Origin of the sequence: Flavobacterium cellulosilyticum (assembly GCF_004349355.1) — a bacterium.
GTDB lineage: Bacteria > Bacteroidota > Bacteroidia > Flavobacteriales > Flavobacteriaceae > Flavobacterium > Flavobacterium cellulosilyticum.
This window is the reverse complement of record NZ_SMFK01000019.1, coordinates 47551-72085: the sequence shown is the minus strand read 5'-3', so window position 1 is coordinate 72085 and position 24535 is coordinate 47551. Positions and strand designations below refer to the sequence as shown.

The following is a 24535-nucleotide window of genomic DNA, read 5'->3' as shown; positions in this document are numbered from 1 at the left end:
CACTGTAGTCCGCATTGGTGAAAGTAACACCATACACTTTCGAACGATCTGTATTAACTACAACAATTGATGCTTTGGTTACTGTTAAGGCGCCATTTGGATTTGTTATAGTATAGTTCGCTAATCTACTWGCTGAATCTACCAAAGTTCCTATTATTGAATATGTTGATCCTGCTACAGTTGCATTGGCTGGATCACCAGAACTAGCTCTTGTAACACTAATCACATCTCCCGCTACTACTCCAGTAATACTGCCACTGTAGTCCGCATTGGTGAAAGTAACACCATACACTTTCGAACGATCTGTATTAACTACAACAATTGATGCTTTGATTACTGTTAAGGTGCCATTTGGATTTGTTATAGTATAGTTCACTAATCTACTAGCTGAATCTACCAAAGTTCCTATTATTGAATATGTTGATCCTGCTACAGTTGCATTGGCTGCATCACCTGAACTAGCTCTTGTCACACTAATCACATCTCCCGCTACTACTCCAGTAATACTGCCACTGTAGTCCGCATTGGTCAAAGTAACACCATACACTTTCGAACGATCTGTATTAACTACAACAATTGATGCTTTGGTTACTGTCAAGGCGCCATTTGGATTTGTTATAGTATAGTTCGCTAATCTACTAGCTGAATCTACCAAAGTTCCTATTATTGGATATGTTGATCCTGCTACAGTTGCATTGGCTGTATCACCAGAACTAGCTCTAGCTACAGTAATCACATCTCCAGCTACCACTCCAGTAATACTGCCACTGTAGTCCGCATTGGTCAAAGTAACACCATATACTTTCGAACGATCTGTATTAACTACAACAATTGATGCTTTGATTACTGTTAAGGCGCCATTTGGATTTGTTATAGTATAGTTCGCTAATCTACTTGCTGAATCTACCAAAGTTCCTATTATTGGATATGTTGATCCTGCTACAGTTGCATTGGCTGGATCACCAGAACTAGCTCTAGTTACAGTAATCACATCTCCAGCTACCACTCCAGTAATACTGCCACTGTAGTCAGCATTGGTCAAAGTAACACCATACACTTTCGAACGATCTGTATTAACTACAACAATTGATGCTTTGGTTATTGTTAAGGCGCCATTTGGATTTGTTATAGTATAGTTCGCTAATCTACTTGCTGAATCTACCAAAGTTCCTATTATTGAATATGTTGATCCTGCTACAGTTGCATTGGCTGCATCACCTGAACTAGCTCTTGTAACACTAATCACATCTCCAGCTACCACTCCAGTAATACTGCCACTGTAGTCCGCATTGGTCAAGGTAACACCATAGACTTTCGAACGATCTGTATTAACTACGACAATCGATGCTTTGGTTACTGTTAAGGCTCCATTTGGATTTGCTATATTATAGTTCGCTAATCTACTAGCTGAATCTACTAAAGTACCTATAATTGGATAGTTTGATCCTACTACAGTTGCATTGGCTGGATCACCAGAACTAGCTCTAGCTACAGTAATCACATCTCCCGCAACTACTCCTGTAATACTGCCACTGTAGTCCGCATTGGTCAAGGTAACACCATACACTTTCGAACGATCTGTATTAACTACAACAATTGATGCTTTGGTTATTGTTAAGGCGCCATTTAGATTTGTTATAGTATAGTTCACTAATCTACTAGCTGAATCTACCAAAGTTCCTATTATTGGATAGGTGGATACTGCTACAGTTGCATTGGCTGGATCACCAGAACTAGCTCTAGTTACAGTAATCACATCTCCAGCTACCACTCCAGTAATACTGCCACTGTAGTCAGCATTGGTCAAAGTAACACCATACACTTTCGAACGATCTGTATTAACTACAACAATTGATGCTTTGATTACTGTTAAGGCGCCATTTAGATTTGTTATAGTATAGTTCACTAATCTACTAGCTGAATCTACCAAAGTTCCTATTATTGGATATGTTGATCCTGCTACAGTTGCATTGGCTGGATCACCAGAACTAGCTCTAGCTACAGTAATCACATCCCCCGCAACTACTCCTGTAATGCTGCCACTGTAGTCCGCATTGGTCAAAGTAACACCATACACTTTCGAACGATCTGTATTAACTACAACAATTGATGCTTTGGTTATTGTTAAGGCGCCATTTAGATTTGTTATAGTATAGTTCACTAATCTACTAGCTGAATCTACCAAAGTTCCTATTATTGGATAGGTGGATACTGCTACAGTTGCATTGGCTGGGTCTCCAGAACTTGCTCTAGTTACAGTAATCACATCTCCCGCTACCACTCCAGTAATACTGCCACTGTAGTCCGCATTGGTCAAGGTAACACCATACACTTTCGAACGATCTGTATTAACTACGACAATCGATGCTTTGGTTACTGTTAAGGCGCCATCTGTATAACTGATGCTGTAGTTTGCTAAACCGCTTCCAGTGGCTCCGCTCGCTACTATCGGATAGGTAGATCCCTCCACTGTGGCTGTGTTAACGGATCCTGTACTGGTCAAAGTTACTCCTGTTATGCTATCAAAGCTTTCTAATGCTGGGGCGGTGAATGCCGTAGTTCCCAATACTTTGGTATCGCCATAGGTTTTTGACTGGTTGTTCGCTAGGATTACTAATGCTTTCGTATTTACCGTCAAGGCTCCATCTGTATAACTGATGCTGTAATTCGCTAAAGCGCTTCCAGTGGCTCCGCTCGCTACTATCGGATAGGTAGATCCCGCCACTGTGGCTGTGTTAACGGATCCTGTACTGGTCAAAGTTACTCCTGTTATGCTATCAAAGCTTTCTAATGCTGGTGCGGTAAATGCCGTAGTTCCCAATACTTTTGTATCACCATAGGTTTTTGACTGGTTGTTCGCTAGGATTACTAATGCTTTCGTATTTACCGTCAAGGCTCCATCTCTATAACTGATGCTGTAGTTTGCTAAACCGCTTCCAGTGGCTCCGCTCGCTACTATCGGATAGGTAGATCCCGCCACTGTGGCTGTATTTACAGTTCCTGCACTGGTCAAGGTTACTCCTGTTATGCTATCAAAACTTTCTAATGCTGGGGCGGTGAATGCCATAGTTCCCAATACTTTGGTATCGCCATAAGTTTTTGACTGGATGTTCGCTAGGATTACTAATGCTTTCGCATTTACTGTCAAGGCTCCATCTATATAACTGATGCTGTAGTTTGCTAAACCGCTTCCAGTGGCTCCGCTCGCTACTATCGTATAGGTAGATCCCGCCACTGTGGCTGTGTTTACGGTTCCTGCACTGGTCAAAGTTACTCCGGTTATGCTATCAAAGCTTTCTAATGCTGGTGCGGTAAATGCCGTAGTTCCCAATACTTTGGTATCACCATAGGTTTTTGACTGGTTGTTCGCTAGGATTACTAATGCTTTCGTATTTACCGTCAAGGTTCCATCAACAAAACTTACATAGTAATTCGCAGCTGTAGCCCCTGATATGGTGATTACGTGTGTGCCATAAGTGACCGAAGCTCCTGTAGAAGTACTCAAGCTTACTCCTGTAATAACACTGTAAGTATCTCCAAAGTACAATATTCCTGATGCCGTGTATGTCAATGCCGGATCTGAAGCTCCATAAACTTTCCCTTTATTATCTGCTGTAACTGTAAGAGATGCTTTGGTTACCGTTAAACTAGCGTCACTGCTCGTAACAGAGGAGCACGTATTTGTAATAACAACATGATACAAATAACCACTCATAGCAACCGTAGGATTTGTTATAGTTAATGATGAGGAGGTTTGAGCCGGAGTCATATCTGTAAAACCTGAACCGGTATTAACCTGCCATTTATATGTTGGCGCCGGAGTACCGGATGCTACAACCGAAAAAATTGCTGAAGCTGTACCATAAGTAACTGTTTGACTTAAAGGATGTAAAGTAAAAGTGGGAGGCTGATTTACCATTATAGTTACACTGCCGCTTACAGATGCACTACAATCTGGTGTGTCACCATATGCGATACTAACAAGATTATAAGTTGTATTAGAAACCAAATTTGCTGTTGAAAGTGTATAGTTTCCGCCATTATTCAGACCAGCAGTCAGATTGCCTCCTCCGTTAATATTATACGTTACTATTCCATTATTAGGACCCGTAAACTTTACTGAAGAAGAAGAACCGGAACAAATTGGATTAGTCCCATTAATTGAAATAGTAGCTGTAGGTGTTGCTCTTACTGTTACCGTTGCCGTTCCTGAAATTGGATTAGAACAAGCAGGGGCAACCTGATAAACTGCACTTACCAAATTATAAGCAAACGTACCAGCTGAAGTTGTCGAAGCAGCAATAGTTGCTGTAGAACTTGCTCCAACATTTATGGAAGTGTTCGTTCCTCCATTAACATTGTATGTGATAGATATTGGTAAAGTTTGAGGGTTGGTAAATGTAATATCCGGTGCAGCGGAACCTTGACAAGAGGTAATTGTTCCGCTAATACCTGCAGTCGGTGTTGGACGAACGATAACTGTAGCTGCTCCTGAAATTGTACTGGAGCAATTAGCAGCTGTCTGATAGGCAACACTTAGTAAGCTATAGGTATATGTTCCCGCTGTAGTAGTTGGGATTGCTAAAGTCGTCGCTGTACTTGCTCCAACATTAACAGTTAAAGGTGCTCCTCCATTTATGTTATAAGTAATCGCTACTGCTAAGGACTGAGGGTTAGTGAACGTTATGTTTGGTGAAGCCATGCCCAGACAAACGGAGGTCGTTCCGTTAATACTTGCTGTAGGTGTAGTCCTTACAGAAATTTGAGCAACTGCATCTCCAAAACCGGTAGTTGTGGTACAACTATTACCATTTGTAATTGATACTAAATTGTAACTTGTAGTTGTTATTGGATTTACTGCAACATTAAAAGTAGTGGCTGAGGCACTAGAAATAGACTGGCTCCAGGTTGATGTACCATCTGTATAGCTAATAGAATATGGAGCAACAAATGATGCATCTAATGCATCGAAAGTTAAAGTACCTGTATCTCCGCCCCCGGAACAGATAGTATTAGCAATAAATCCGTTTGATGAATTATTGGGCAAAGCATAATAATTTACAGTAACATTTGCAACGCTTGGTGTACAAGTTCCATTGCTGATCGTCCAACTGAATACATAAGTGCCTTGAATACTTACTGTAGCTGTTGAACTTCCTGATGTTGAAGCACTAAAATTGACGGTACCAGGGCCAGATACTCTTGCCCATGCTCCTGTTCCTATAGATGGTGTATTACCACCCAAAGATGCTGTTGTTAAAGTACCGCATAGGTTTTGTGAAGCTCCAACGGTTGCAGTTGTTGGCGTGGCATAATAATTCACCGTGATGTTTGCTGCACTTGGCGAACAGGTTCCATTACTGATTGTCCAAGTATATACATATGTACCTACCAAAGAGGCTGTAGCAGTTGATGAACCGGAAGTTGGTGCACTAAAAGTTGAAGTTCCAGGACCACTAGTCTGTGTCCATGTACCTGCACCAACAGCAGGTGTATTACCACCCAATGAAGTACTCGTAAGAGTTCCGCATAAGTTATGTGTAGCACCTACTGTTGCAGTTGATGGGGTTGCATAATAATTCACTGTGACATTGGCAGAACTTGGTATACAAGTTCCATTGCTGATGGTCCAACTGAATATATATTGCCCGGATGCACTTACTGTGGCTGTAGAACTTGCAGATGCACTGTTACTGAATGTTACAGTACCAGGGCCAGATACTGTTGACCATGCTCCAGTTCCTATAGATGGTGTGTTGCCGCCCAACGAACCGCTGATCAATGTTCCGCAATAATTTAAAGGTGTAGTTACAACAGTTGCAGTTGTTGGCGTAGCATAATAATTTACTGTTACACTCGCGGTACTTGGAGTACAGGTTCCATTGCTGATGGCCCAAGTATAAACATAAGTACCTGGTAAACTCGCTGTTGCAGTTGATGTTCCGGATGGAGCATCACTGAATATAGTTGTACCCGGGCCGCTAATTTGGCTCCACGTACCACTTCCAATAGTCGGTGTATTACCACCCAAAGATGCTGTTGTTAAAGTACCGCATAAGTTTTGTGAAGCTCCAACGATTGCAGTTGTTGGCGTGGCATAATAATTTATTGTTATGTTGGCTGTACTTGGCGTACAGGTTCCATTACTGATTGTCCAAGTATATACATAGGTACCAACCAAAGAGGCTGTTGCAGTTGATGAACCGGAAGTTGGTGCGCTAAAAGTTGAAGTACCAGGACCACTAGTCTGTGTCCATGTACCTGCACCAACAGCAGGTGTATTACCACCCAATGAAGTACTCGTCAGAGTTCCGCATCTATTTTGTGCTGCGCCTGCAGTTGCAGTTGATGGTGTTGCATTTACCGTTACTGCTACTGAAGTCCTTGCTGCACTTACGCAATCTGCTGCTGTTAATGTCTCTGCATAATATGTAGTAGTGCTTGCAGGTGTTACCGAAAAGTTTACTCCGCTTACACTTGTTCCAATTGTCGTTCCAGCAATAGCAACGGTGTACCATCGAATGGAATTTCCTGCTGATGTTGCATTCAGATTTGATGAAGATCCGGCACAAATTGTGGTCGGGGTTGCGGTCACTGCAGTTGGAGCGGCTGGTAACGGATTTACTGTTACTGTTACTGAAGTTCTTGTTGTACTAACACAACCTGCTGCTGTTAATGCTTCGCCATAATATGTTGTAGTGCTTGCAGGAGCTACAGAAAAGTTCGCTCCGCTTACACTTATTCCAACATTGCTTCCGCCCGAAGCAGCCGTGTACCATAGTATTGTATTACCTGCTGATGTTGCATTCAGGTTAGATGAAGAACCAGCACAAATTGTAGCCGCTGTTGCAGTTACTGAAGTTAGTGCAGCCGGTAACGGATTTACTGTTACTGTAACTGACGTTCTTGTTGCACTTACACAACCTGCTACAGTTAATGCCTCGGCATAATATGTCGAAGTATTTACAGGAGTTACTGAAAAGTTTGCTCCGCTTGCACTTATTCCAACATTGTTACCACCTGACGCAACCGTATACCACTGAATTGTATTGCCTGCTGATGTTGCATTCAGATAAGACGAAGCACCAGCACAAATTGCAGATGGGGTTGGTGTTACTAAAGTTGGTGCTGCTGGTAATGGATTTACTGTTACTGTTACTGATGTTCTTGTTGCACTAACGCAACCCGTTAATGTGAATGCCTCAGCATAATAAGTTGTAGTAGTTGCCGGTGTAACCGCAAAGTTTGCAGCGCTTGCACTTGTGCCAATTGTAGTTCCGCCTGATGCAACCGTGTACCACCTAATGGTATTGCCTCCTGATGTTGCATTCAGATTTGAAATAGTACCGGCACATATTGTAGATGGACTTGCTACCACTGAAGTTGGGGCTGATGGTATTGTTTTTAAAGTTTGAGTTCCACTTGCAGTACTCGAACCTGTTTTACTCGCAGATCCAGCAGTAATGTTTGTCGTTGAAGTTCCACTAACTGTTATGGTGTGTCCATCAGTAATTGCTGAAGCAACATCTATAGTAATCCAATAATATACAATTGCATTACCATTTGAGGAATTAAGAGAAAAAGTTTGTGTGCCTAATGCGCCTGGACTACCAATAGTACTTAATAAAGTCGGTGTCGTAAAGGTAGTTCCAGTAGTTTTATATAACTTAAAATTCAAAATTTCAGAAGCCGAATAATTTCCAGTTGTAATAAAACTAATAATGGTGATTGCATCTGGATTTCCACTTCCATCTAAAGAAAAACTATGTATTGGAACCGAAGTAAGGCCTGCACATACATTAGCAGTTGTTACAGAATTGTTTCCAATTAAGATATTGCCACCTGCATCCGTAAATGTCCACTCTGTCTGTGATCCTGATGTTTGCCCTTTTGCAGTTAAAAGTAAGGTTGCTCCAAGAGCATCCCCCTCAGATTCTAAAGGCACATACCAAGAAGATGTGAAATTACCTGAAGCATCTGCAGTTGCAGAAAAAGGTTCGTGATATACTGGGTCAGTTCCTAGAGGATCTCCGTCAACATGGTGCACATGCAGATCAACATTTTCTCCTCCTTGGAATCCTGAACCTGTAATAATAGCTGTTGATCCCGGTGGATAATCCAACAAATCTGTTGTAACAGTAGCCTGTGCAAAAGCTCCGCTGGTAAAAAATAAATTGGCGATCAATAGTAAACTTATGACAGCAGCTTTCAAAAGGCTTCGTTGCTCCTTTTGAGGCACAATTTTTACATTATTATACGCTAATTCACAAACCTTATTCTTTAAAGTCAACGTAGTTAAAAACCTAAAAGGAAGCTTTACAAAAGCGCTAGTATTTAAAAAGCAACTTGTCAATAAATTAATCAGCTGAGGTAGAAATGTTTTCATAGTATTGTGGTTTATTAAAAAAAAAAATCTAGTAATAATTTTAAAAAAGGCAGAAAAAGCGCCACAATACATTGATAATCAGACGACACAAACGCTTTGCAATAATGAGAATATGAAATTATAAAAAAAAAACACAGTTGGTACTTTTAGTCGATAAAGTGTTAAAAAAACCTATGAATTACATTTAAAATATTTTATTAAGAATTATTCTAACTATATGACAGTCAAATATGTAATAAATTACACATAAACGAATCGTCAGTTATCTAGGTTTAAAAAAAAATCAACCAAAAACTTCTATTTTATTTCGATTGATCAAAAATGAATCGGTAGCCAATAAAAAAATGAATTCTTATATCTATTCAATATATTTTTATTGAACCTTGACAAAAAAGATACAGGAAAAATTGATTCACAACAGTTAAAAGTTAACGATACCATTGCTAAAGTCGTATTGAGAATTAAAAACCCAAGAAGTAAAAACCAAATTAATAATCAACAAAAGGAATAAAAAAAATGCTGATTTAAATAGAAATATTTTTTTTAATGAATAAAAAAACATAGTTAGGAAATGCGAAAATTCATAAAAAAAATTCAACTGAATGATGGCGGAATTCAGTCCATTTTGATTGAAAGAGCGTAACTATTTTTAGTTCAATAAAAAGCTTTTTATTAAGCTTTCAAAGGCTTATGTCACGACTTATTTTTAACAATCGGACTACTAATTTATAGTTTTATTACAATTCCAATTAACATATAATTTACATTTTTATTCGGAAGTGTTAAAAAACCATGTATTAAAGTATCACCAATTTATAAATTTGCATTTTTAACTTTTTGCACTTTATAGTACATGTTAAAAAGCGTTTCTAAAATTCAAAATTTTGAAATAAATGAAAGTATCTGTCGAAAAATTGGTGTTTTGTTTGAGCAGATCAATAGATTTTCATAAATAATTCCCTTCTGTTGTAGGCAGATTCTTTTGGGCAGAACCTAAGCCAAAAAAGATGATTTTTTCCATCGAAACTCATAGATAACTCTTGTTATTTCAAGACACAAATCAAAATACAACAACTACAACAACCTTATTTTCAGTACATTTATATAAAAAAAAAATAACATCAAAAATATTTTAAAATTATTATTTTTTTTTATATTTGATAGTATCTACTGGAACCTTTCATCAAACATAGCCAACCAAAACTGGGTAGATTGGAGTTATTTTATTAAGACAGCACTACAACTTATAAAACAAAACACATGGCAAAATACGGAAACATCTTGACCCTTTTTAATACGGAAGCAAACGAGAACAAAAAGATTGATACTATTTTAACAAAAAATCAAACCACTTTTTTGAATCTTAATAATACGTATTATATTGAAACCAATTCAAAGAAAAACACTAGTGAAGTGATCAATGACATTAATGCACTTGGAATTAAATATATCTTTTTTCACAACCATATTTCCGACGGATCATTAATTAAAAACAATGGAATAGACGAAGATAAAATCAGTAAAATAAATACGATATTATTTAAATAATAAACAATATGAGAAAATTGTATAGCTGCTTAATCCTATTTTTATGTTCCACTATTTATGGACAGAAATCATTCAATGATTTTGCTCAATTTTATCCAATTGGCGAAGACCCAAGTGTTCGTTATATGACGAGTTACACCAAACAAGAAACAATACTGTTTGAAGCTAACCCCATAATACGATATAGTTTGTATAATAATTTCATGAAGGGTTTAATGGACGAAAATCAAAAACATACTCAGGCCTGGTATATCGCTTTCAAACCTCAACTCCGAATGTATACTGACAATTCATTACCCGTTAGAACCCCATCCTATAAGATATTGTTAGGAACCCAACATTTATTCAGAATAAATGCTACGAATACAGAAAATCAGAATTTTTGGGGATTCTCTCTAGAAAGTGGACATTATTCAAACGGTCAAGACGGCAGTTCTTTTTCTGAATTGTATCCAGATGGCTCGCCCGAAGGAGATGCAATTTATAATACCATAGATCAATCTACTGATTTGTCTAAAATCATAAATCGCCGAAGCGGTAATTTTTCAACTAATTTAACTGAAATTATTTTCAATTACAGAACCTACAAAATAGATGATGATAACGTTCCCAAACAACTACACTCCTTCAACTTAGGCTATACGTTGTATCACAATCGTTTTGTGGGTATAGGAAACTTTGGAGGCTATACTCCAAACGATATTAAAATTTACGGGAGACACCGACTATCCGCAGGATATGAATTTATGAAGGTATTGCAAAAACTGGACGATAAGCGTTTTTCAATAAAACAAAATTTGGAACTCATCGAAAAACCACACCAATCCGTAAATCCTTTTCGTTCAGAAAGTATCGTTACCTTTTATCCTTTTACAAAATCAAAAACGGTTGGCTTTTTTGTGTCTTATATTTATGGTCACGACAATTATAATTTAAGATTGGTAGACTCGGGACACCAAGCTACATTTGGCATAACATGGAGTCAGTTTCCACCATTTAGTATAACGAATAAACTATGAGAGTAAGGACTCTACAACCACATTTTATTTGTTGTTAGACCAAACGAAAATACTTTTTAGACCAATTCTATTTTTGTCAAATCGATCGCAGTCGAGATTCAATACTATATCTCGACTGCGATCGATTTGACAAATTGGTCTTTTTTATAAATAGTATTGGTATTATTAACGAACCACTTCCTTAAGTCTACCCAAAAATAAAAATGTTTGAGATTTAGTAAAAGGATTCTCAATCAAAGTCCATTGGTAATAAACATTGGAAAAATTAATAGATAGCAATTAAAAGATTGGTATTTTTTTTTAGGAGCAGAACGATTGGTTTTCATAAGCAAATCCCTCCCGCTGTACGCAGTATCTTTTGGGCTGAACCCCAGCCCAAAAAGGATACTTGCTCCCATCGCGGCTCGAGAGGACCATTTTTTCAAGAAACAACATTTTATCAGCAACACACTCACTAACAGTATAGTTAAGTAAAATAATAATACATAAAAAATATTATATATTACTATTTTTTATATATTTGATTATAGATACCCCAAATCTTTTATGATACATATCCAACCTAAACGGGTTGGGGTGGAGTTATTTTATTAAGACCGAACTACAACTAAAAAAACCGAACACATAGCAACATCTTGGCAGTTTTTTAATCCTGAAGTAATTGAGAAAACAAACTTGATTTAATTTTGACAAATCACCCAATCACTTTTTTGAAATGTGATAATATTAATTTTATAGTAGCCAATATTCATTGACGCTAACGAATACTTAAAACAAGTAATTAGGAAACAGTAACAGGTAAAAAATCTAAATGAGATAGTAACAGCAACTTTTTTGATGCTAAATAAAATGATTAACTTATGATATGGAGTATTATATTTTTTGTACTATTCAATGCGTCTAGCAAAAAGAATCAGACAAAATAGACAGATTGCGTTATTTTATTTTTCGACAATAAAAAAACTGATAATCAAAAAGAAAAACAAAAGAAAACAACAACTAATTTATCTTCATATGTAAATGGATTATCGATATCTTTTTGAAGCGGTAATACACTAAAATGTAAAATATTTATCACAATTTGTAATAACACGTTTTGTAAACACAATTATTTTTTTAAATGGAAACCAGCTACCATTCAAAAAAACGGGGCTAAACCGAAAAGCCATATGAGTAGGAACTAAAACGGATTAAATGAAAACAGCAGAGTACAGCAAATCAGCAAAAGGCGAAGGCTTTCAATTTAATGTTACTCCTGCCCCTAAAATAATTGGGGGATGTGCGGGTATAATGTTTATCCTACTACTAGCCTTTTTTGTCGCTATGATATTGTCAACAATAAACACTGTAGTAGGAACAATTGCATTTATTGGCATTGCGGCTTGGGGTTTTTTAAAAATGGATATGAGAAAAAAAAACCATCGTCGTCCTAGTTCTTTCTTTGTAAATCCTGAAAAAATAGAAGTAAACGGTCAAAATATTTCTACCTCATCTATTCACCGATTAATCATACGAAATGCTTATGATAAAAGTCCCAACATACAATTGACTGGACAAACAGTACCAACTGGGGTGGGAATAGGATATGATATTAGAAATATGTTGGAACAAATTAGCTATTCATTGGAAGTTGAAACAGGTGGTAAAGCAACTCAACTTGCAGGTGGAATGGATGATGTTACTGCTAACGGATTATATACAGATGTTAGTCAGGTTTTGGGACTTTAAGATTTACAATAGAATTTGACGAATCTTCAGGGTGACCTATTTGGAAAGTTTTAGTTTTAAACGATAAATCCTTATTTAAATCCCTATTTACCTTCTTTCGTTGCGTACAAAGATTAACTTACATTGCTAGGTATGCATTAAGTAAACCCTCATGTGCATTTGAATTAATTGGCGGTATTTTTAATTCACCTTTCTTTTACAGTGAATATTTTTATTTATCTTATAAAAAGTAAAGACTGAAGATCATGCATGAAGATATAACATTACAAAACACTCCTTTATAAAAGCATTAAAACTTCAGCATCAAGAAAATAAAAGTGTATTCCTTAAATCCTTCTTGCTCGATTTCATTGATTATTTACAATCCTTTATAAACTAAAAAAAAGCGTTTGCAATTTGGTTAATAAACACAGATTAACATATATATTATATATTTATATTGCAAAAAAAACAGTATTATTTTCTTCATTATCCATAAAACTACTATTGCAATAATCTTATCTTAGTTCAAGTGAATATTGATGACTTGATAAATTTAATAAACCAATTATTAAACTCTTTAGAAATACGTAAACCTTTAGATTATGAATTTTAAATATTATAAGTCAAAAAGCCTAATACTGTTTATAATAATTTTATCAATAGTTTACAGTCAATTATCCAAAGAATTAGATCAGCTTTTACCCACAGACTCAACGTTCAGAGAGATTTGGAAATATGTTGATTTGTTTTCAACATTTAGTTTACTTTTCCTTACTTTACTTTTCATAAATGAAATTGGCTGGAAGTGGAAATTATTCAAATGGTTGGTCGATATTCCAAACCTAAATGGAAGGTATGAAGGAACACTTGAATCAACGTATCAAACAAATGGAGCCAACACAATAAAAGACTGTGCAATTGAAATAACACAAACTGCTTCTAAAATAAAAATATTATCCTATTATGGAGACCCCGAAACAGAGAATCAAACTTCAAGTGGAAAAAGTGTATCAGAAGAAATTTATAAAGAAGTTGATGGCTTTTTCATTATATATCATATTTATTTGGGGGAACCCAATAAATTAGAAACTCATTTAAATGTTCACTCTGGTTCATCATCTATGAAATACCATCCAGATGAAAAAAAATTAATCGGTAATTATTATAATGACCGAACTAATAAGGGAAAGTTGGAGGTCACTTTTAAACAGAAAAAATTACTTTCCAAACTGAGGAGATCATAAAAGTTTACTGCTATCATAGTTTTTTATATAATTGTATCCTAAAAAATTAAATAAATTATAGCATTATTATTTTTTGTAATACCGTCTCGACTGCGTAAATAATTTTCTTAAAATCTCCAAACCGTGATGGATGCGGCATCACCTGATTAAAAAAACAAAGCATTTATTAAGCCTAGTTTAACTTGTGTCAACTACTTTTATTTATATAACTTTGTCCTTAGTTTTTGAAAACTATTTTTCTAATAGTTCCAATCTAAAAAGCAGAAAAACGGAATGCAACTCCAATTGCTTTTTCCGAATCATCCCAATAGACAAAGAGCCCAGTTATCAATGAACCTTACCACTTTCAATTCTTTTAAAAACAAAAATTTTAGATTATTTTTTTCGGGTCAATTCATTTCCTTATTGGGAACTTGGATGCAAAAAACTGCGGTAAGTTGGTTGGTTTATTCCATAACGCAATCTAAGTTTATGCTCGGTGTTTCAGTTTTTGCAACCCTTTTTCCAACTGCATTATTTTCGCTCTATGGCGGCATTGTGGCCGACCGATATGACCGTTATAAAATCTTAGTAATCACTCAATTCGTTTCATTATTTCAAGCCATTTTAATGACCTTGGCCGTTATTTTTTTTAAAGAAAATATCGTTTGGTGGATTATTTCATTAAGTGTTATGCTGGGAATAATCAATGGGTTTGATGTTCCTGCTCGTCAATCACTAGTTCGAGAACTCATTATTGACAAAGCGGATTTACCTAATGCATTGGCCTTGAATTCATCGATGGTTAATTTGTCTAAGCTTATTGGTCCTGCTATTGCTGGTTTTGTTTTAGAACAATTTGGTGATGCGATTTGTTTTGGCAGTAATGCGGTCAGTTTTATTGCCGTTTTAATATCCTTATTTTTGATGCAATTACCCCAACAAAAAATAAAACTAAAAGCCGACAAAAATCTTAAAAAAGAATTTACAGAGGCTTTTTTATTTATAAAAAATACACCAACAATCAGTTCTGCTATTATTTTCACGGGGTTAATGGGCTTGTTCGTTTTGCCGTTTTCAGCACTTACACCAGTTTTTGCAAAAGATATTTTCAAAGGTTCTGCCTCGACACTAGGAGTTGTTGATGGTGTTATTGGTCTGGGAGCTTTTCTGGGAGCTTTGTTTTTAGCCTCGTTAAAAAACGGAACTAATTTATCTAAAATTTTAGCTAAAAATTCCTTTTTGTTTGGTATTGGATTACTATTGTTTTCTCAAACAAACAGCTATCCGTTGGCCTTAGTATTTTTAATTTTTGGCTCTTTTGGAATGATGTCAGTAAGAACAATTACAAACACGATCGTTCAAGTCAATGTTCACAATGAATTTCGGGGTCGCGTAATTAGCATCTATTTAATGGTATTAACTGCTATGGTTCCTATTGGTAGTCTACTGGTGGGTAGCGTTTCCCATTATATAGGAGTGCAAACCACCGTTCTGATTCAAGCCATTCTTGCAATGATAATTTCCGTTTTATATATAATTTATTTACGAAAAAAAGAATAATACATGAGCCAGTGCACTCCTATCCCTATATTTGTAAAACTAATATAACTACAATCGGAAAGTGTAACTTTTCGATTATTTAAAAAATGAATATGAAATTTAAAGGTGTTATTTTTGATTTAGACGGAACTTTAGTCAATTCTCTTGAAGACATTTCAGATGCTATGAATGCAGTTCTTCAAGGCCTTCACTACCCTACTCATAGTTATACAGCGTATCAATATTTCATAGGCAGTGGTCTTAGAAATTTAGTGAGCAAAGCATTGCCAGACACTCATAATAATGCAAACCAAATTGACATTTGCTACGATTTGATGATAGAAGTTTATAGTAATTCGTGTACCAATAAAACAAAATCGTATGATGGGATTTTCGAATTACTTGACCACTTAAGTTCCAATAATATTAAACTAAGTGTGTTTTCAAATAAATCGGATGAACTTACAAAGCAAGTAACAGCAACTATTTTTACAAACTATTTTGAATCAATCATAGGTTTAACAACAGAACTGCTCAAAAAGCCAAATCCAATTAAAGCGATAGAAATAAGTGAAATTATGGGTTTAAAACCCGAAGAAATCATTTTCGTCGGAGATTCGGATATAGATATGCAAACTGCTAGAAATGCCAATATGTTTGCCGTGGGAGTAATATGGGGGTATCGATCTAAAGAAGATTTACTTTCAAGTGGAGCGCAATATATTTTGAACCATCCTTCTGATTTAATTGCCCTGTTGTAATTATTACATTTCTATCCAAAAGGATTCGTACAGGAACATTTAAATTAGGTAGTCATTATTGTAGCTAACAAAAATGAAGCTTTAAGTTTTATTAAATTCGAAAATCACAAACTGCTTATGCTTTTCGAATAATTATTTGGATAAGAAAACAAGCAAAAACCATTTTGATTCCAAAAATTTCACCTTCTTTCAAAAATATTTCCCAATTTAAATTTATAAAACAATCCAAAGACTTATTTTTGCGCCATGGCAAAGAAAAATACAGACAAAATCGTTTTCGATCATATAAAAGTCCTTGACGCTGGTGCAAAAGGCGTATCAGTAGCAAAAGCTCCCGATGGTAAGGTAATCTTTATTCCAAACGTTGTTCCCGGTGATGTGGTCGATGTGCAAACCTACAAAAAGCGCAAGGCGTATTACGAAGGAAAAGCGGTAAAATTCCACGAATTTTCAGAACATCGCATTGAACCAATTTGTGAGCATTTTGGTGTTTGTGGTGGTTGCAAATGGCAGAATATGAACTACAGCCAGCAATTGCACTACAAACAAAATGAAGTTTTTAACCATTTGCAACGCATTGGAAAAATTGAACTTCCAGAATTTGAACCGATATTAGGTTCTGAAAAACAGTTTTTTTACAGAAATAAAATGGAGTTTTCGTTTTCAAACAGTCGTTGGCTGACCGAAAAAGAAATTGATAGTACCGAAGATTTAGGAAATCGAAATGCACTTGGTTTTCATATTCCAAAAATGTGGGACAAAATTCTTGACATCAACAAATGTCATTTACAAGAAGACCCATCGAATGCGATTCGCAACGAAGTTAGGGCTTTCGCCATTGAAAATAATCTAACTTTTTTCAACCCTAGAGAACATGGAGGTTTACTTAGAACCTTGATGATGCGTACTTCTTCAACTGGTGAAATCATGGTTTTGATTCAATTTTTCGAAAATGACAAAGCCAACAGAGAATTGCTTTTGGATCATATTTATGATAAATTCCCCCAAATTACCTCATTGCAATATGTTGTAAATAACAAAGCAAATGATACATTATACGATACCAATATTAAATTATATAAAGGACGAGATTACATTTTAGAAGAAATGGAAGGTTTGAAATTTAGCATCAATGCCAAATCTTTTTACCAAACCAACTCTGATCAAGCCTACGAATTATACAAAATAACACGTGATTATGCTGGATTGACAGGAAATGAAATCGTGTATGATTTGTACACTGGAACGGGAACAATTGCTCAGTTTGTTTCGAAAAAAGCAAAAAAAGTTATCGGTGTAGAAAGTGTGCCTGAAGCCATTTTTGATGCTAAAGCCAATGCTGAACGTAATAGCATCACCAATTGTGAGTTTTATGTGGGTGATATGAAAGTAGTATTTAACGAAAGTTTTATTGCGCAACACGGCAAACCCGATGTTATTATTACTGACCCACCACGTGATGGAATGCACAAAGATGTAATTGAACAAATATTGAAAATTGAACCTGAAAAAATTGTGTATGTTAGTTGCAACTCGGCTACACAAGCACGTGATTTGGCTTTAATGGACGAAAAATACAAAGTGACTCGAGTACGCCCAGTAGACATGTTTCCACAGACGCATCACGTAGAAAATGTTGTTTTATTGGAAAGAAGAAAATTTTAGATTGCAGAAGGCAGATCGCAGAATTTAGATTGCAGAAGGCCGAATCTAGATTTCAGAGTGAAATTCATTTTTGCCATTGATTTTGTTATTGCCATTGAATTTATCATTCTTTTGCCATTGCTTTGAAATTTAAACTTTATGAAAAAAATAATTACACTAATATTGATTGCAATGTTCTCTATCTCCAGTTGCGAGAAGGATGATATTTGTGATGCCAATACTCCAACTACTCCAAGATTAATAATTGAATTTTATGATATCAATAACTCTACTATTTTAAAAAATGTTACGAATTTAAAAGTAATTGGAAAAGGAAAGACAGAAGGTATCATTTTTAATACATCGACTACTGATTCTAAATATTTGACAAATGGCACTAAAATTTCGATTCCATTAAAAACAGATATGGACTCTGCAACCTATCAATTTATACTGAATTCAGGGAATGCAAATGCTTCACTTATTGATACTGATGAGGTCACCTTCAATTACACCAGAAAAGATATATTTGTATCTAGAGCTTGCGGTTTTAAAACTGTTTTTTCTTTAAATTTAACTAATCCTTATACGCAAACCGCTGTACCTGCAACTAAACCAAAATGGATGTATATTTCAGTTGATAAAAGTAACATAGAAAACGAAAATGAAACACACATTAAAGTATATTTTTAGCTTTTGTTTTCTTATGTCGTTGTTTTTAGTTCAGGCTCAGAAAACGGTCTCAACTCCTACTACAACAGATCAAAACAAACTAGAAGGGAAAATTACAGAAGCTCCAAAACAAGACTTGGTGAAACCAGCCGTAACTTCAGTATCAGACACTATTCCTGTAAAAATGAATCGTTATGGAGTTCGTGTAGGTGTTGATTTGTATAAATTAACACGTGGTTTTTACGATTCAAATTATAAAGGCGTTGAATTAGTAGGAGATTATCGATTGACAAAAAATTACTATCTGGCAGCTGAACTTGGAAACGAAAATAAAACTACTGTAGATTCCCGATTAACTTCAACCGCTAAAGGGACTTATATAAAAGCTGGTTTTGATTATAATGGCTACGAAAACTGGTTAAATATGGAGAATATTATTTCTATAGGATTACGCTATGGTATGAGCACATTCAACCAACAATTAGACAGTTTTAAAATATACAATCCCAATCCTTATTGGGGTGAATTACCTAGTATCCCTTCTGGCGAAAAATATAGTGGTTTAACTGCTGGATGGATCGAGGTTGTAGCAGGACTTAAAGTAAAAGTAATCAACAATATATTTGTAGGTTTCAGTCTTCGAATGAATACCTTACTTTTTAATAAACAACCCGACAACTTCGAAAATCTTTATATTCCAGGTTTCAATAGAACTTATGCAGGCAATTTCGGAGCTGGATTTAATTATACGGTTACTTATTTTGTCCCTTTATACAAGAAAAAAGCAATTCCTAAAAAAAATAATTAAGATATATCCTTTATTCCTTTTATAAACATCCATTTCATAAATAAACGTTCCCCTTCTTTGGTTTTTATAGCCTGAAATTTTGGACTCAATATAGTCCCTATTACAAAAGCAGTCATTGGAACCCACATTCCAGTCAAATTCGTATAAGTCCCTACTAAATATTTAAAAGAAATGAATAATATGGCAAAACCACCCAGTTGGTATAGAAATGCTCGTGTTTTTAATTTTGTCATTATTTTTGTATTTAATTATTTTTCAAAATTAATTGAAAAACTACACAATTCTCAAAAACCACCGCCTTTTATTTTATTTTATAACATAATTATCTACAAACCAACGTGTTAATATAAATTTTAACAATAATTTACCTTGGTTCATTTTGTATTGATTTATTTATTAAATTTATCTTTATAAATCATAACTTACTGAATAATAGCTATATATCAAAGCAAAAAAGCACTCATCTCTTTCGTGTATTAAATTAAAAATTAGTGAAATAATTTTAAAATAAAGTACTATGCCAATTGACTTTTCTATTAAAAGCAATCACTCATGTAGAAGTAGAAAAAACTTTAAATGCATTACGCATCAATTAAACCGAATAAAAGTTCATTATAGGTAATTAAACGCGTTTTATAAATCCCCATCATTCTTCTGACACTACTATTTCAAAACTTATTTTCATTTTCATTATCTAATCAAATTAGTTTAATCTAAAAAGGAAACAATTATGAAAACAAAAAAAGAAATTGCACATGAAAATTTAGGTATACCACAAAAAAAGAAAATTATTTTGAGTATTGATGGTGGTGGAATGCGAGGAATTCTTACTGTTCAACTACTAAAGAAACTGGAGGAAATTGCTGGAAGCCCTTGTTATGAATGGTGTGATATGGTTGCAGGAACTTCAACAGGTGCAATTATTTCTGGATTAATTTTAAAGCGAAATGATGCCAAAAAAATTGAAGAATATTATGTCAGTTTAGTTTCTAGAGTATTTACTAAAAGAAATTTTTTAGCCAATAGATACTATAATCCACCGGCATTTGATAAAAAAAATTATAGAAATTTATTAAAACAGATTATTGGCGATGACACTCTTGGGGAATTGAATCAAAAATCCAATTTAGATTGTTTTTTTACTTCAAAAGATTTGAGTGCAGGTGAGGAAACCTTTTTTACTTGCGTAAATATAAATGGAGTATCCAATGGAACTTATAAATCTGTATTATTAAGGTCCGTACTGGAAGCCACAATGTCAGCTCCTACTTATTTCTCTCCTTTTGAACGTTTTGTTGATGGAGGAACAACTACCTACAACAATCCAGCAATGACGGCTGTACTAGAAGCATTAACTTATACCGGAAAAGACAAATATAAAGCAGAAGAAATGGTTGTTCTTAGTTTTGGCACAGGCACAACTTTACGTTTTATGGATCCTTTAAAAACAGATTCACCAAAAGGTCTCGATGCCTTATTTTGGCTTAATTATGTTATGGAAGAGACCAGTAAAGATGCCAGCGAAATGCAGATAGATTTGTTACGAAGTGGACTTATCAAAAATTTAGATTTACGAAGATATCAAATTTCTCTAGACACAACTTCTATTCAAAAACTTTCAAATAAAAGTATTAAACACATTCCTAATTTAGAAGCAGATTCATTATACGAATTAGACGATCACGTTTTATCAAATATTGAAATGGACGATGTTTCCAAATTCCCTCTAATGAAAGTAATTGGCGAAGCCATGGCTGAATTCATTTGTCCAATCGAGGAAAAAGAGCTGGCTATTACAAAACGAAAAGGGAATTGGTTTACTACTGATTTTATTGATCCCGTGACCAAAAGAGGGATATTGGTAACAGCACACGGTTCCGATCATATACAAGAAATTAAACTTCATTTATCAAACAAAGATTGGATCGATCATCAGCCTACTGCGTAATCAATCACTCTTATACAATTTAATATACAGAACCAATTAATAACTCTAAAAGATTTAAATTATGATAAACCGAAAATTTTTCTTCGATCAGGCTAGAATTACATTATTTGGTGGTGGTTTTAATGCCAAACAAGTGAATGGATTAACCACCATTTTAGAGGAATGGGACAAAAACTACTCTCATAATGATGACCGTTGGCTAGCTTATATGCTTGGCACAGCACATCATGAAACAGGTCGAACTATGCAACCCATAGAAGAATGGGGAAAAGGAAAAGGAAGACCATATGCCAGTCGGCTAAAGATGTCTAAAGACAAAAACAAAAAAAACATACCCTATACTGATACCACAGAAGTTTTTTATGGTCGAGGCTTTGTTCAACTTACTTGGTATGAAAATTATGATAAAGCCGGAAAAAAACTCAATCAGGATTTTCTTCACAACGCAGCTGGAGTAATGGAAATTAATAATGCGACAAAAATCATGTTTTATGGAATGACCGAAGGTTGGTTTACCGGAGCCAAACTATCCAATTATTTCAATTCAACTACTGGTGATTGGAAAAACGCACGAAAAATAATCAATGGCCTTGATAAATGGGATTTAATTAAAGATCATGCCTTAAAATATTATGCTGCTTTAAGTCATACCGTTTAATACTAATCTTTGTAAAAAGATACAATCTTAAAAGACAAATATCATAATGAACAAATTAGAAATAGAATAAGAACTCTATCAGAATTAAAATTACAATCAAGAAACTTTAAATAATTTTAAACTATAACACTATGGCAATTGACTTTTCTATTACAAGTAGTATCGCATCAAGCGGAAGAAAAACCTTTAGCGCACAGCGCATTAAATCATCCGAACCAAAATTTATTATAGGTAGCAAGACCAATTATGAAGGAAATTATGGTTTATTCAACACTTCGGTTACAACTGGATTAGCTTATAATCCTGAAGATTATGTCTCAGAATTTGGATTTTTGGCATATTTTATATATCCAACAGCTATGGCTGAAAGTTCGGGTTCCTTCAAATGCTTAAATACATACGACAGAGCTCAATTTACCTTTAGTTTTATGCAATATGCTGCTCATGTCCCTAATGGTGATTTTATCAAATTTTTCAGAAGACTTTTGCAACTACCTAATGCATCAGACTATTTTCCAAAATTAGTATTATCCAATAATAGAATTTGTTATAAGGCTACCAATGGAACACTTTCACCTTTAGAAAGCGATACCAGTTCTCAAGCTTTGATGGATTACCTAAACCCTTCACTTAATGATGTCGAAAATCAAGAATTAATTTGTTCTGCCCGATTTATTCATTGGGCCACTAATGATGCCAATCATAGAAAAGCCCAAGTTGCGTCGGCAATTGAGTTGTATAAAGAAAATATGAAATCGTACCATAACCGTTATGGTTTAGATGGTGTTCCTGCACATGTGTGCCAAATGATTTGTGACATCAGACATCAAGGAAGAGCAAAAAGTGACCGAATAGCACTAGCACTTAATACAAATGGCAATTACGAAAAAGCCTTCACTAACTTGTGTACAATAGGAAATACGAATTATCAATCTAGAATAAATACAGTTCGGAATACAATAAAAAAACTTACTGATTTAGGGAAGTTTTCTATGAAATACAATGCTAAAACTGGCGAGTTTGTTAAGATTTAAAAAAATATGGAAAGGAGGAAATAGAGTAGTCAAAATTTAAATTATTGAATTTATGAATAAATCGTATAACACAAAGAACTTCGATGCCATAAGAATCCGTTTTGAACTATCAAACAATTTGGGTTTTATACCATTATACACGAAAGTATTTCTTGATTTACAAAATGGAATAAATTCCAACGACCCAATATTTACAACACCAATGCATCTCACTGATGCTTCCATTCCCTTAACGCCAATGTTCAAACATAACAAAGGTCTTTTATTCTTTGAAACTTATATTAGTTTTAAATCATTAAATACACTACCCAATGCTGTAATTATGGAAAAGGCGAAGAAATTAATTTTCAAATACCATATAGAAGATCCTAGTGGTGCTAATCAAGAATTTAATACTTATGATTTTGGACCAACCATTATCAAAAACAAAGAACTTATCTATTTTGTTGCATTAATCGATTTGATATGAAAAAACAATTTACTTATATTTATTTGATTCTTATACAAATTTGTTTCTCTCAAAACAATGCAAATAGTATTGATTTAAAAGGAGTACAAATTCTCAATTCTACAGCATTATCATTACTCGATAATACAGCGGCAATAATTACTTCAAATCCTGATTGTAAAGATTTCAATATTAATACTGAAAATTTATCAAATATCTCACTTGATTTCAGTTTAAACAAAGGAAAGCTTAATGGTCTAGAGTATTACGGTCTTGGAAAAAACACCAATGATTTTAAACAAGCTACCATAAATAAGCTACTGAGACCCAATATTTCAGGGGTCATCAATCAAACTGACAGCCTCACCAAAATAGCAGCAGGATTTAATGTGAATATTGTAACGGTTTTTCGATCAAATAAAGTAGAGATGATTGAAGCTTACAGCTATTTTAGAAGTATAACACAAAAAATAGTTGACAACGCCGATTCAAGAATGGAAAGAGATTTTCCTAATATAACTAGAACAAGTAATACAGAAGAATATTATAAAAAACGTGATGAAATAGTAGCATCTTTAGAATATGAAAAAGCTGATGATTTTGCTGAGATATTAAAAAAACCGCTGTTAATGCTTGATTTAGCCGTAGCATATAGTACTTTATATTCCAATAACACTTACAAAAATAATCAACAAGATCGACTAGGCGTTTGGAGTACTCTTACCTTTTCTCCAAAAGTAGATACTAATTATCTTAATCTTTATGGATTTGTTAGATATATAAAAGACAATGCAGTTTACAACAATTTGACTTCAGGCTATACAGACCAATTGGAATATTTCGATTATGGCTGCAAAATTCAATTAGACGTCGATGCACTTTCATTTGGTTATGAATATATCAAAAGGAATGGCAATGGAAAGGATTATAGATCTGTTGGCGTCATACAATATAAAATTAACTCTAATTATCATCTAACAGGAGGTTTTGGTAAAAACTTCACCTCAGATTCCTCTAAAGATTTAGTTTCACTTATAGGAATCAGATGGGGAATGAATAAAAAAGATAGCAAAGAATGGGATAAGTAATTCCTAAAAGATCATCAATAATCATTATTATCCGATAAATATGAAA

Annotated in this window: 16 protein-coding genes; 14 read left to right on the top strand and 2 right to left on the bottom strand. The window is 34.6% G+C overall.

The window, feature by feature from the left end; genetic code table 11:
* A partial coding sequence (locus tag E0F76_RS17700) for a beta strand repeat-containing protein (protein ID WP_132009367.1) occupies positions 1–8386 on the bottom strand: 8386 nt, incomplete at its 3' end.
* 1260 nt (positions 8387–9646) lie between these two features.
* Between E0F76_RS17700 and E0F76_RS17695 the strand changes: the two genes are divergently transcribed.
* The 9 genes from E0F76_RS17695 to E0F76_RS17655 all read left to right on the top strand — a co-directional run bounded on the left by E0F76_RS17695 (position 9647) and on the right by E0F76_RS17655 (position 19313).
* Positions 9647–9934: a hypothetical protein gene (locus E0F76_RS17695; RefSeq protein WP_132009364.1), complete on the top strand. Its 288-nt coding sequence runs from the start codon at positions 9647–9649 to the stop codon at positions 9932–9934.
* Positions 9935–9942: 8 nt separating this feature from the next.
* On the top strand, positions 9943–10953 hold the full coding sequence (locus E0F76_RS17690) for a hypothetical protein (RefSeq protein WP_132009361.1): 1011 nt from the start codon (positions 9943–9945) through the stop codon (positions 10951–10953).
* Positions 10954–12147: 1194 nt separating this feature from the next.
* On the top strand, positions 12148–12681 hold the full coding sequence (locus tag E0F76_RS17685) for a hypothetical protein (protein ID WP_132009358.1): 534 nt from the start codon (positions 12148–12150) through the stop codon (positions 12679–12681).
* Between the two features lie 584 nt (positions 12682–13265).
* Entirely contained in the window at positions 13266–13907 is a 642-nt protein-coding gene (locus E0F76_RS17680; RefSeq protein WP_132009355.1) for a Cap15 family cyclic dinucleotide receptor domain-containing protein, read from the top strand.
* Between the two features lie 273 nt (positions 13908–14180).
* Positions 14181–15449 (top strand): MFS transporter, encoded by a 1269-nt coding sequence (locus E0F76_RS17675; protein ID WP_132009352.1) that lies wholly within the window; start codon positions 14181–14183, stop codon positions 15447–15449.
* 92 nt (positions 15450–15541) lie between these two features.
* Entirely contained in the window at positions 15542–16189 is a 648-nt protein-coding gene (locus E0F76_RS17670; protein WP_132009349.1) for an HAD family hydrolase, read from the top strand.
* A gap of 246 nt (positions 16190–16435) precedes the next feature.
* Positions 16436–17854, top strand: coding sequence for a 23S rRNA (uracil(1939)-C(5))-methyltransferase RlmD (rlmD, locus tag E0F76_RS17665; protein ID WP_132009346.1), 1419 nt, complete (start codon positions 16436–16438; stop codon positions 17852–17854).
* Between the two features lie 138 nt (positions 17855–17992).
* Complete coding sequence (locus tag E0F76_RS17660; RefSeq protein WP_132009343.1) at positions 17993–18526, top strand: DUF6452 family protein; 534 nt, start codon at positions 17993–17995, stop codon at positions 18524–18526.
* Positions 18498–19313 carry a DUF6048 family protein gene (locus tag E0F76_RS17655; protein ID WP_132009340.1) on the top strand — a complete coding sequence of 272 codons (816 nt, stop codon included), beginning with the start codon at positions 18498–18500 and terminating at the stop codon, positions 19311–19313. The genes E0F76_RS17660 and E0F76_RS17655 overlap by 29 nt, the downstream gene beginning before the upstream one ends.
* On the opposite strand, the gene E0F76_RS17650 is transcribed toward E0F76_RS17655, so the two are convergent.
* A complete protein-coding gene (locus E0F76_RS17650; protein ID WP_132009337.1) occupies positions 19310–19546 on the bottom strand; it encodes a hypothetical protein in 237 nt (78 codons plus the stop codon). The two genes, E0F76_RS17655 and E0F76_RS17650, sit on opposite strands and share 4 nt — an antisense overlap.
* A 497-nt stretch (positions 19547–20043) precedes the next feature.
* Between E0F76_RS17650 and E0F76_RS17645 the strand changes: the two genes are divergently transcribed.
* From E0F76_RS17645 to E0F76_RS17625, 5 genes are all read left to right on the top strand, one after another.
* Entirely contained in the window at positions 20044–21261 is a 1218-nt protein-coding gene (locus E0F76_RS17645; protein WP_132009334.1) for a patatin-like phospholipase family protein, read from the top strand.
* Positions 21262–21322: 61 nt separating this feature from the next.
* Positions 21323–21919: a glycoside hydrolase family 19 protein gene (locus tag E0F76_RS17640; protein ID WP_132009331.1), complete on the top strand. Its 597-nt coding sequence runs from the start codon at positions 21323–21325 to the stop codon at positions 21917–21919.
* Positions 21920–22050: 131 nt separating this feature from the next.
* Positions 22051–22953 carry a hypothetical protein gene (locus tag E0F76_RS17635; protein ID WP_132009328.1) on the top strand — a complete coding sequence of 301 codons (903 nt, stop codon included), beginning with the start codon at positions 22051–22053 and terminating at the stop codon, positions 22951–22953.
* Positions 22954–23005: 52 nt separating this feature from the next.
* Positions 23006–23422 carry a hypothetical protein gene (locus tag E0F76_RS17630; protein WP_132009325.1) on the top strand — a complete coding sequence of 139 codons (417 nt, stop codon included), beginning with the start codon at positions 23006–23008 and terminating at the stop codon, positions 23420–23422.
* Positions 23419–24489: a hypothetical protein gene (locus tag E0F76_RS17625; RefSeq protein ID WP_132009322.1), complete on the top strand. Its 1071-nt coding sequence runs from the start codon at positions 23419–23421 to the stop codon at positions 24487–24489. The genes E0F76_RS17630 and E0F76_RS17625 overlap by 4 nt, the downstream gene beginning before the upstream one ends.
* Positions 24490–24535: the final 46 nt, after the last annotated feature.

Coding starts and splice junctions, on each gene's coding strand:
- rlmD (WP_132009346.1), top strand. CDS start 16,436: ATGGCAAAGAAAAATACAGACAAAATCGTTTTCGATCATATAAAAGTC.
- E0F76_RS17670 (WP_132009349.1), top strand. CDS start 15,542: ATGAAATTTAAAGGTGTTATTTTTGATTTAGACGGAACTTTAGTCAAT.
- E0F76_RS17695 (WP_132009364.1), top strand. CDS start 9,647: ATGGCAAAATACGGAAACATCTTGACCCTTTTTAATACGGAAGCAAAC.
- E0F76_RS17635 (WP_132009328.1), top strand. CDS start 22,051: ATGGCAATTGACTTTTCTATTACAAGTAGTATCGCATCAAGCGGAAGA.
- E0F76_RS17625 (WP_132009322.1), top strand. CDS start 23,419: ATGAAAAAACAATTTACTTATATTTATTTGATTCTTATACAAATTTGT.
- E0F76_RS17645 (WP_132009334.1), top strand. CDS start 20,044: ATGAAAACAAAAAAAGAAATTGCACATGAAAATTTAGGTATACCACAA.
- E0F76_RS17655 (WP_132009340.1), top strand. CDS start 18,498: ATGAAACACACATTAAAGTATATTTTTAGCTTTTGTTTTCTTATGTCG.
- E0F76_RS17650 (WP_132009337.1), bottom strand. CDS start 19,546: ATGACAAAATTAAAAACACGAGCATTTCTATACCAACTGGGTGGTTTT.
- E0F76_RS17660 (WP_132009343.1), top strand. CDS start 17,993: ATGAAAAAAATAATTACACTAATATTGATTGCAATGTTCTCTATCTCC.
- E0F76_RS17675 (WP_132009352.1), top strand. CDS start 14,181: ATGCAACTCCAATTGCTTTTTCCGAATCATCCCAATAGACAAAGAGCC.
- E0F76_RS17690 (WP_132009361.1), top strand. CDS start 9,943: ATGAGAAAATTGTATAGCTGCTTAATCCTATTTTTATGTTCCACTATT.
- E0F76_RS17685 (WP_132009358.1), top strand. CDS start 12,148: ATGAAAACAGCAGAGTACAGCAAATCAGCAAAAGGCGAAGGCTTTCAA.
- E0F76_RS17680 (WP_132009355.1), top strand. CDS start 13,266: ATGAATTTTAAATATTATAAGTCAAAAAGCCTAATACTGTTTATAATA.
- E0F76_RS17640 (WP_132009331.1), top strand. CDS start 21,323: ATGATAAACCGAAAATTTTTCTTCGATCAGGCTAGAATTACATTATTT.
- E0F76_RS17630 (WP_132009325.1), top strand. CDS start 23,006: ATGAATAAATCGTATAACACAAAGAACTTCGATGCCATAAGAATCCGT.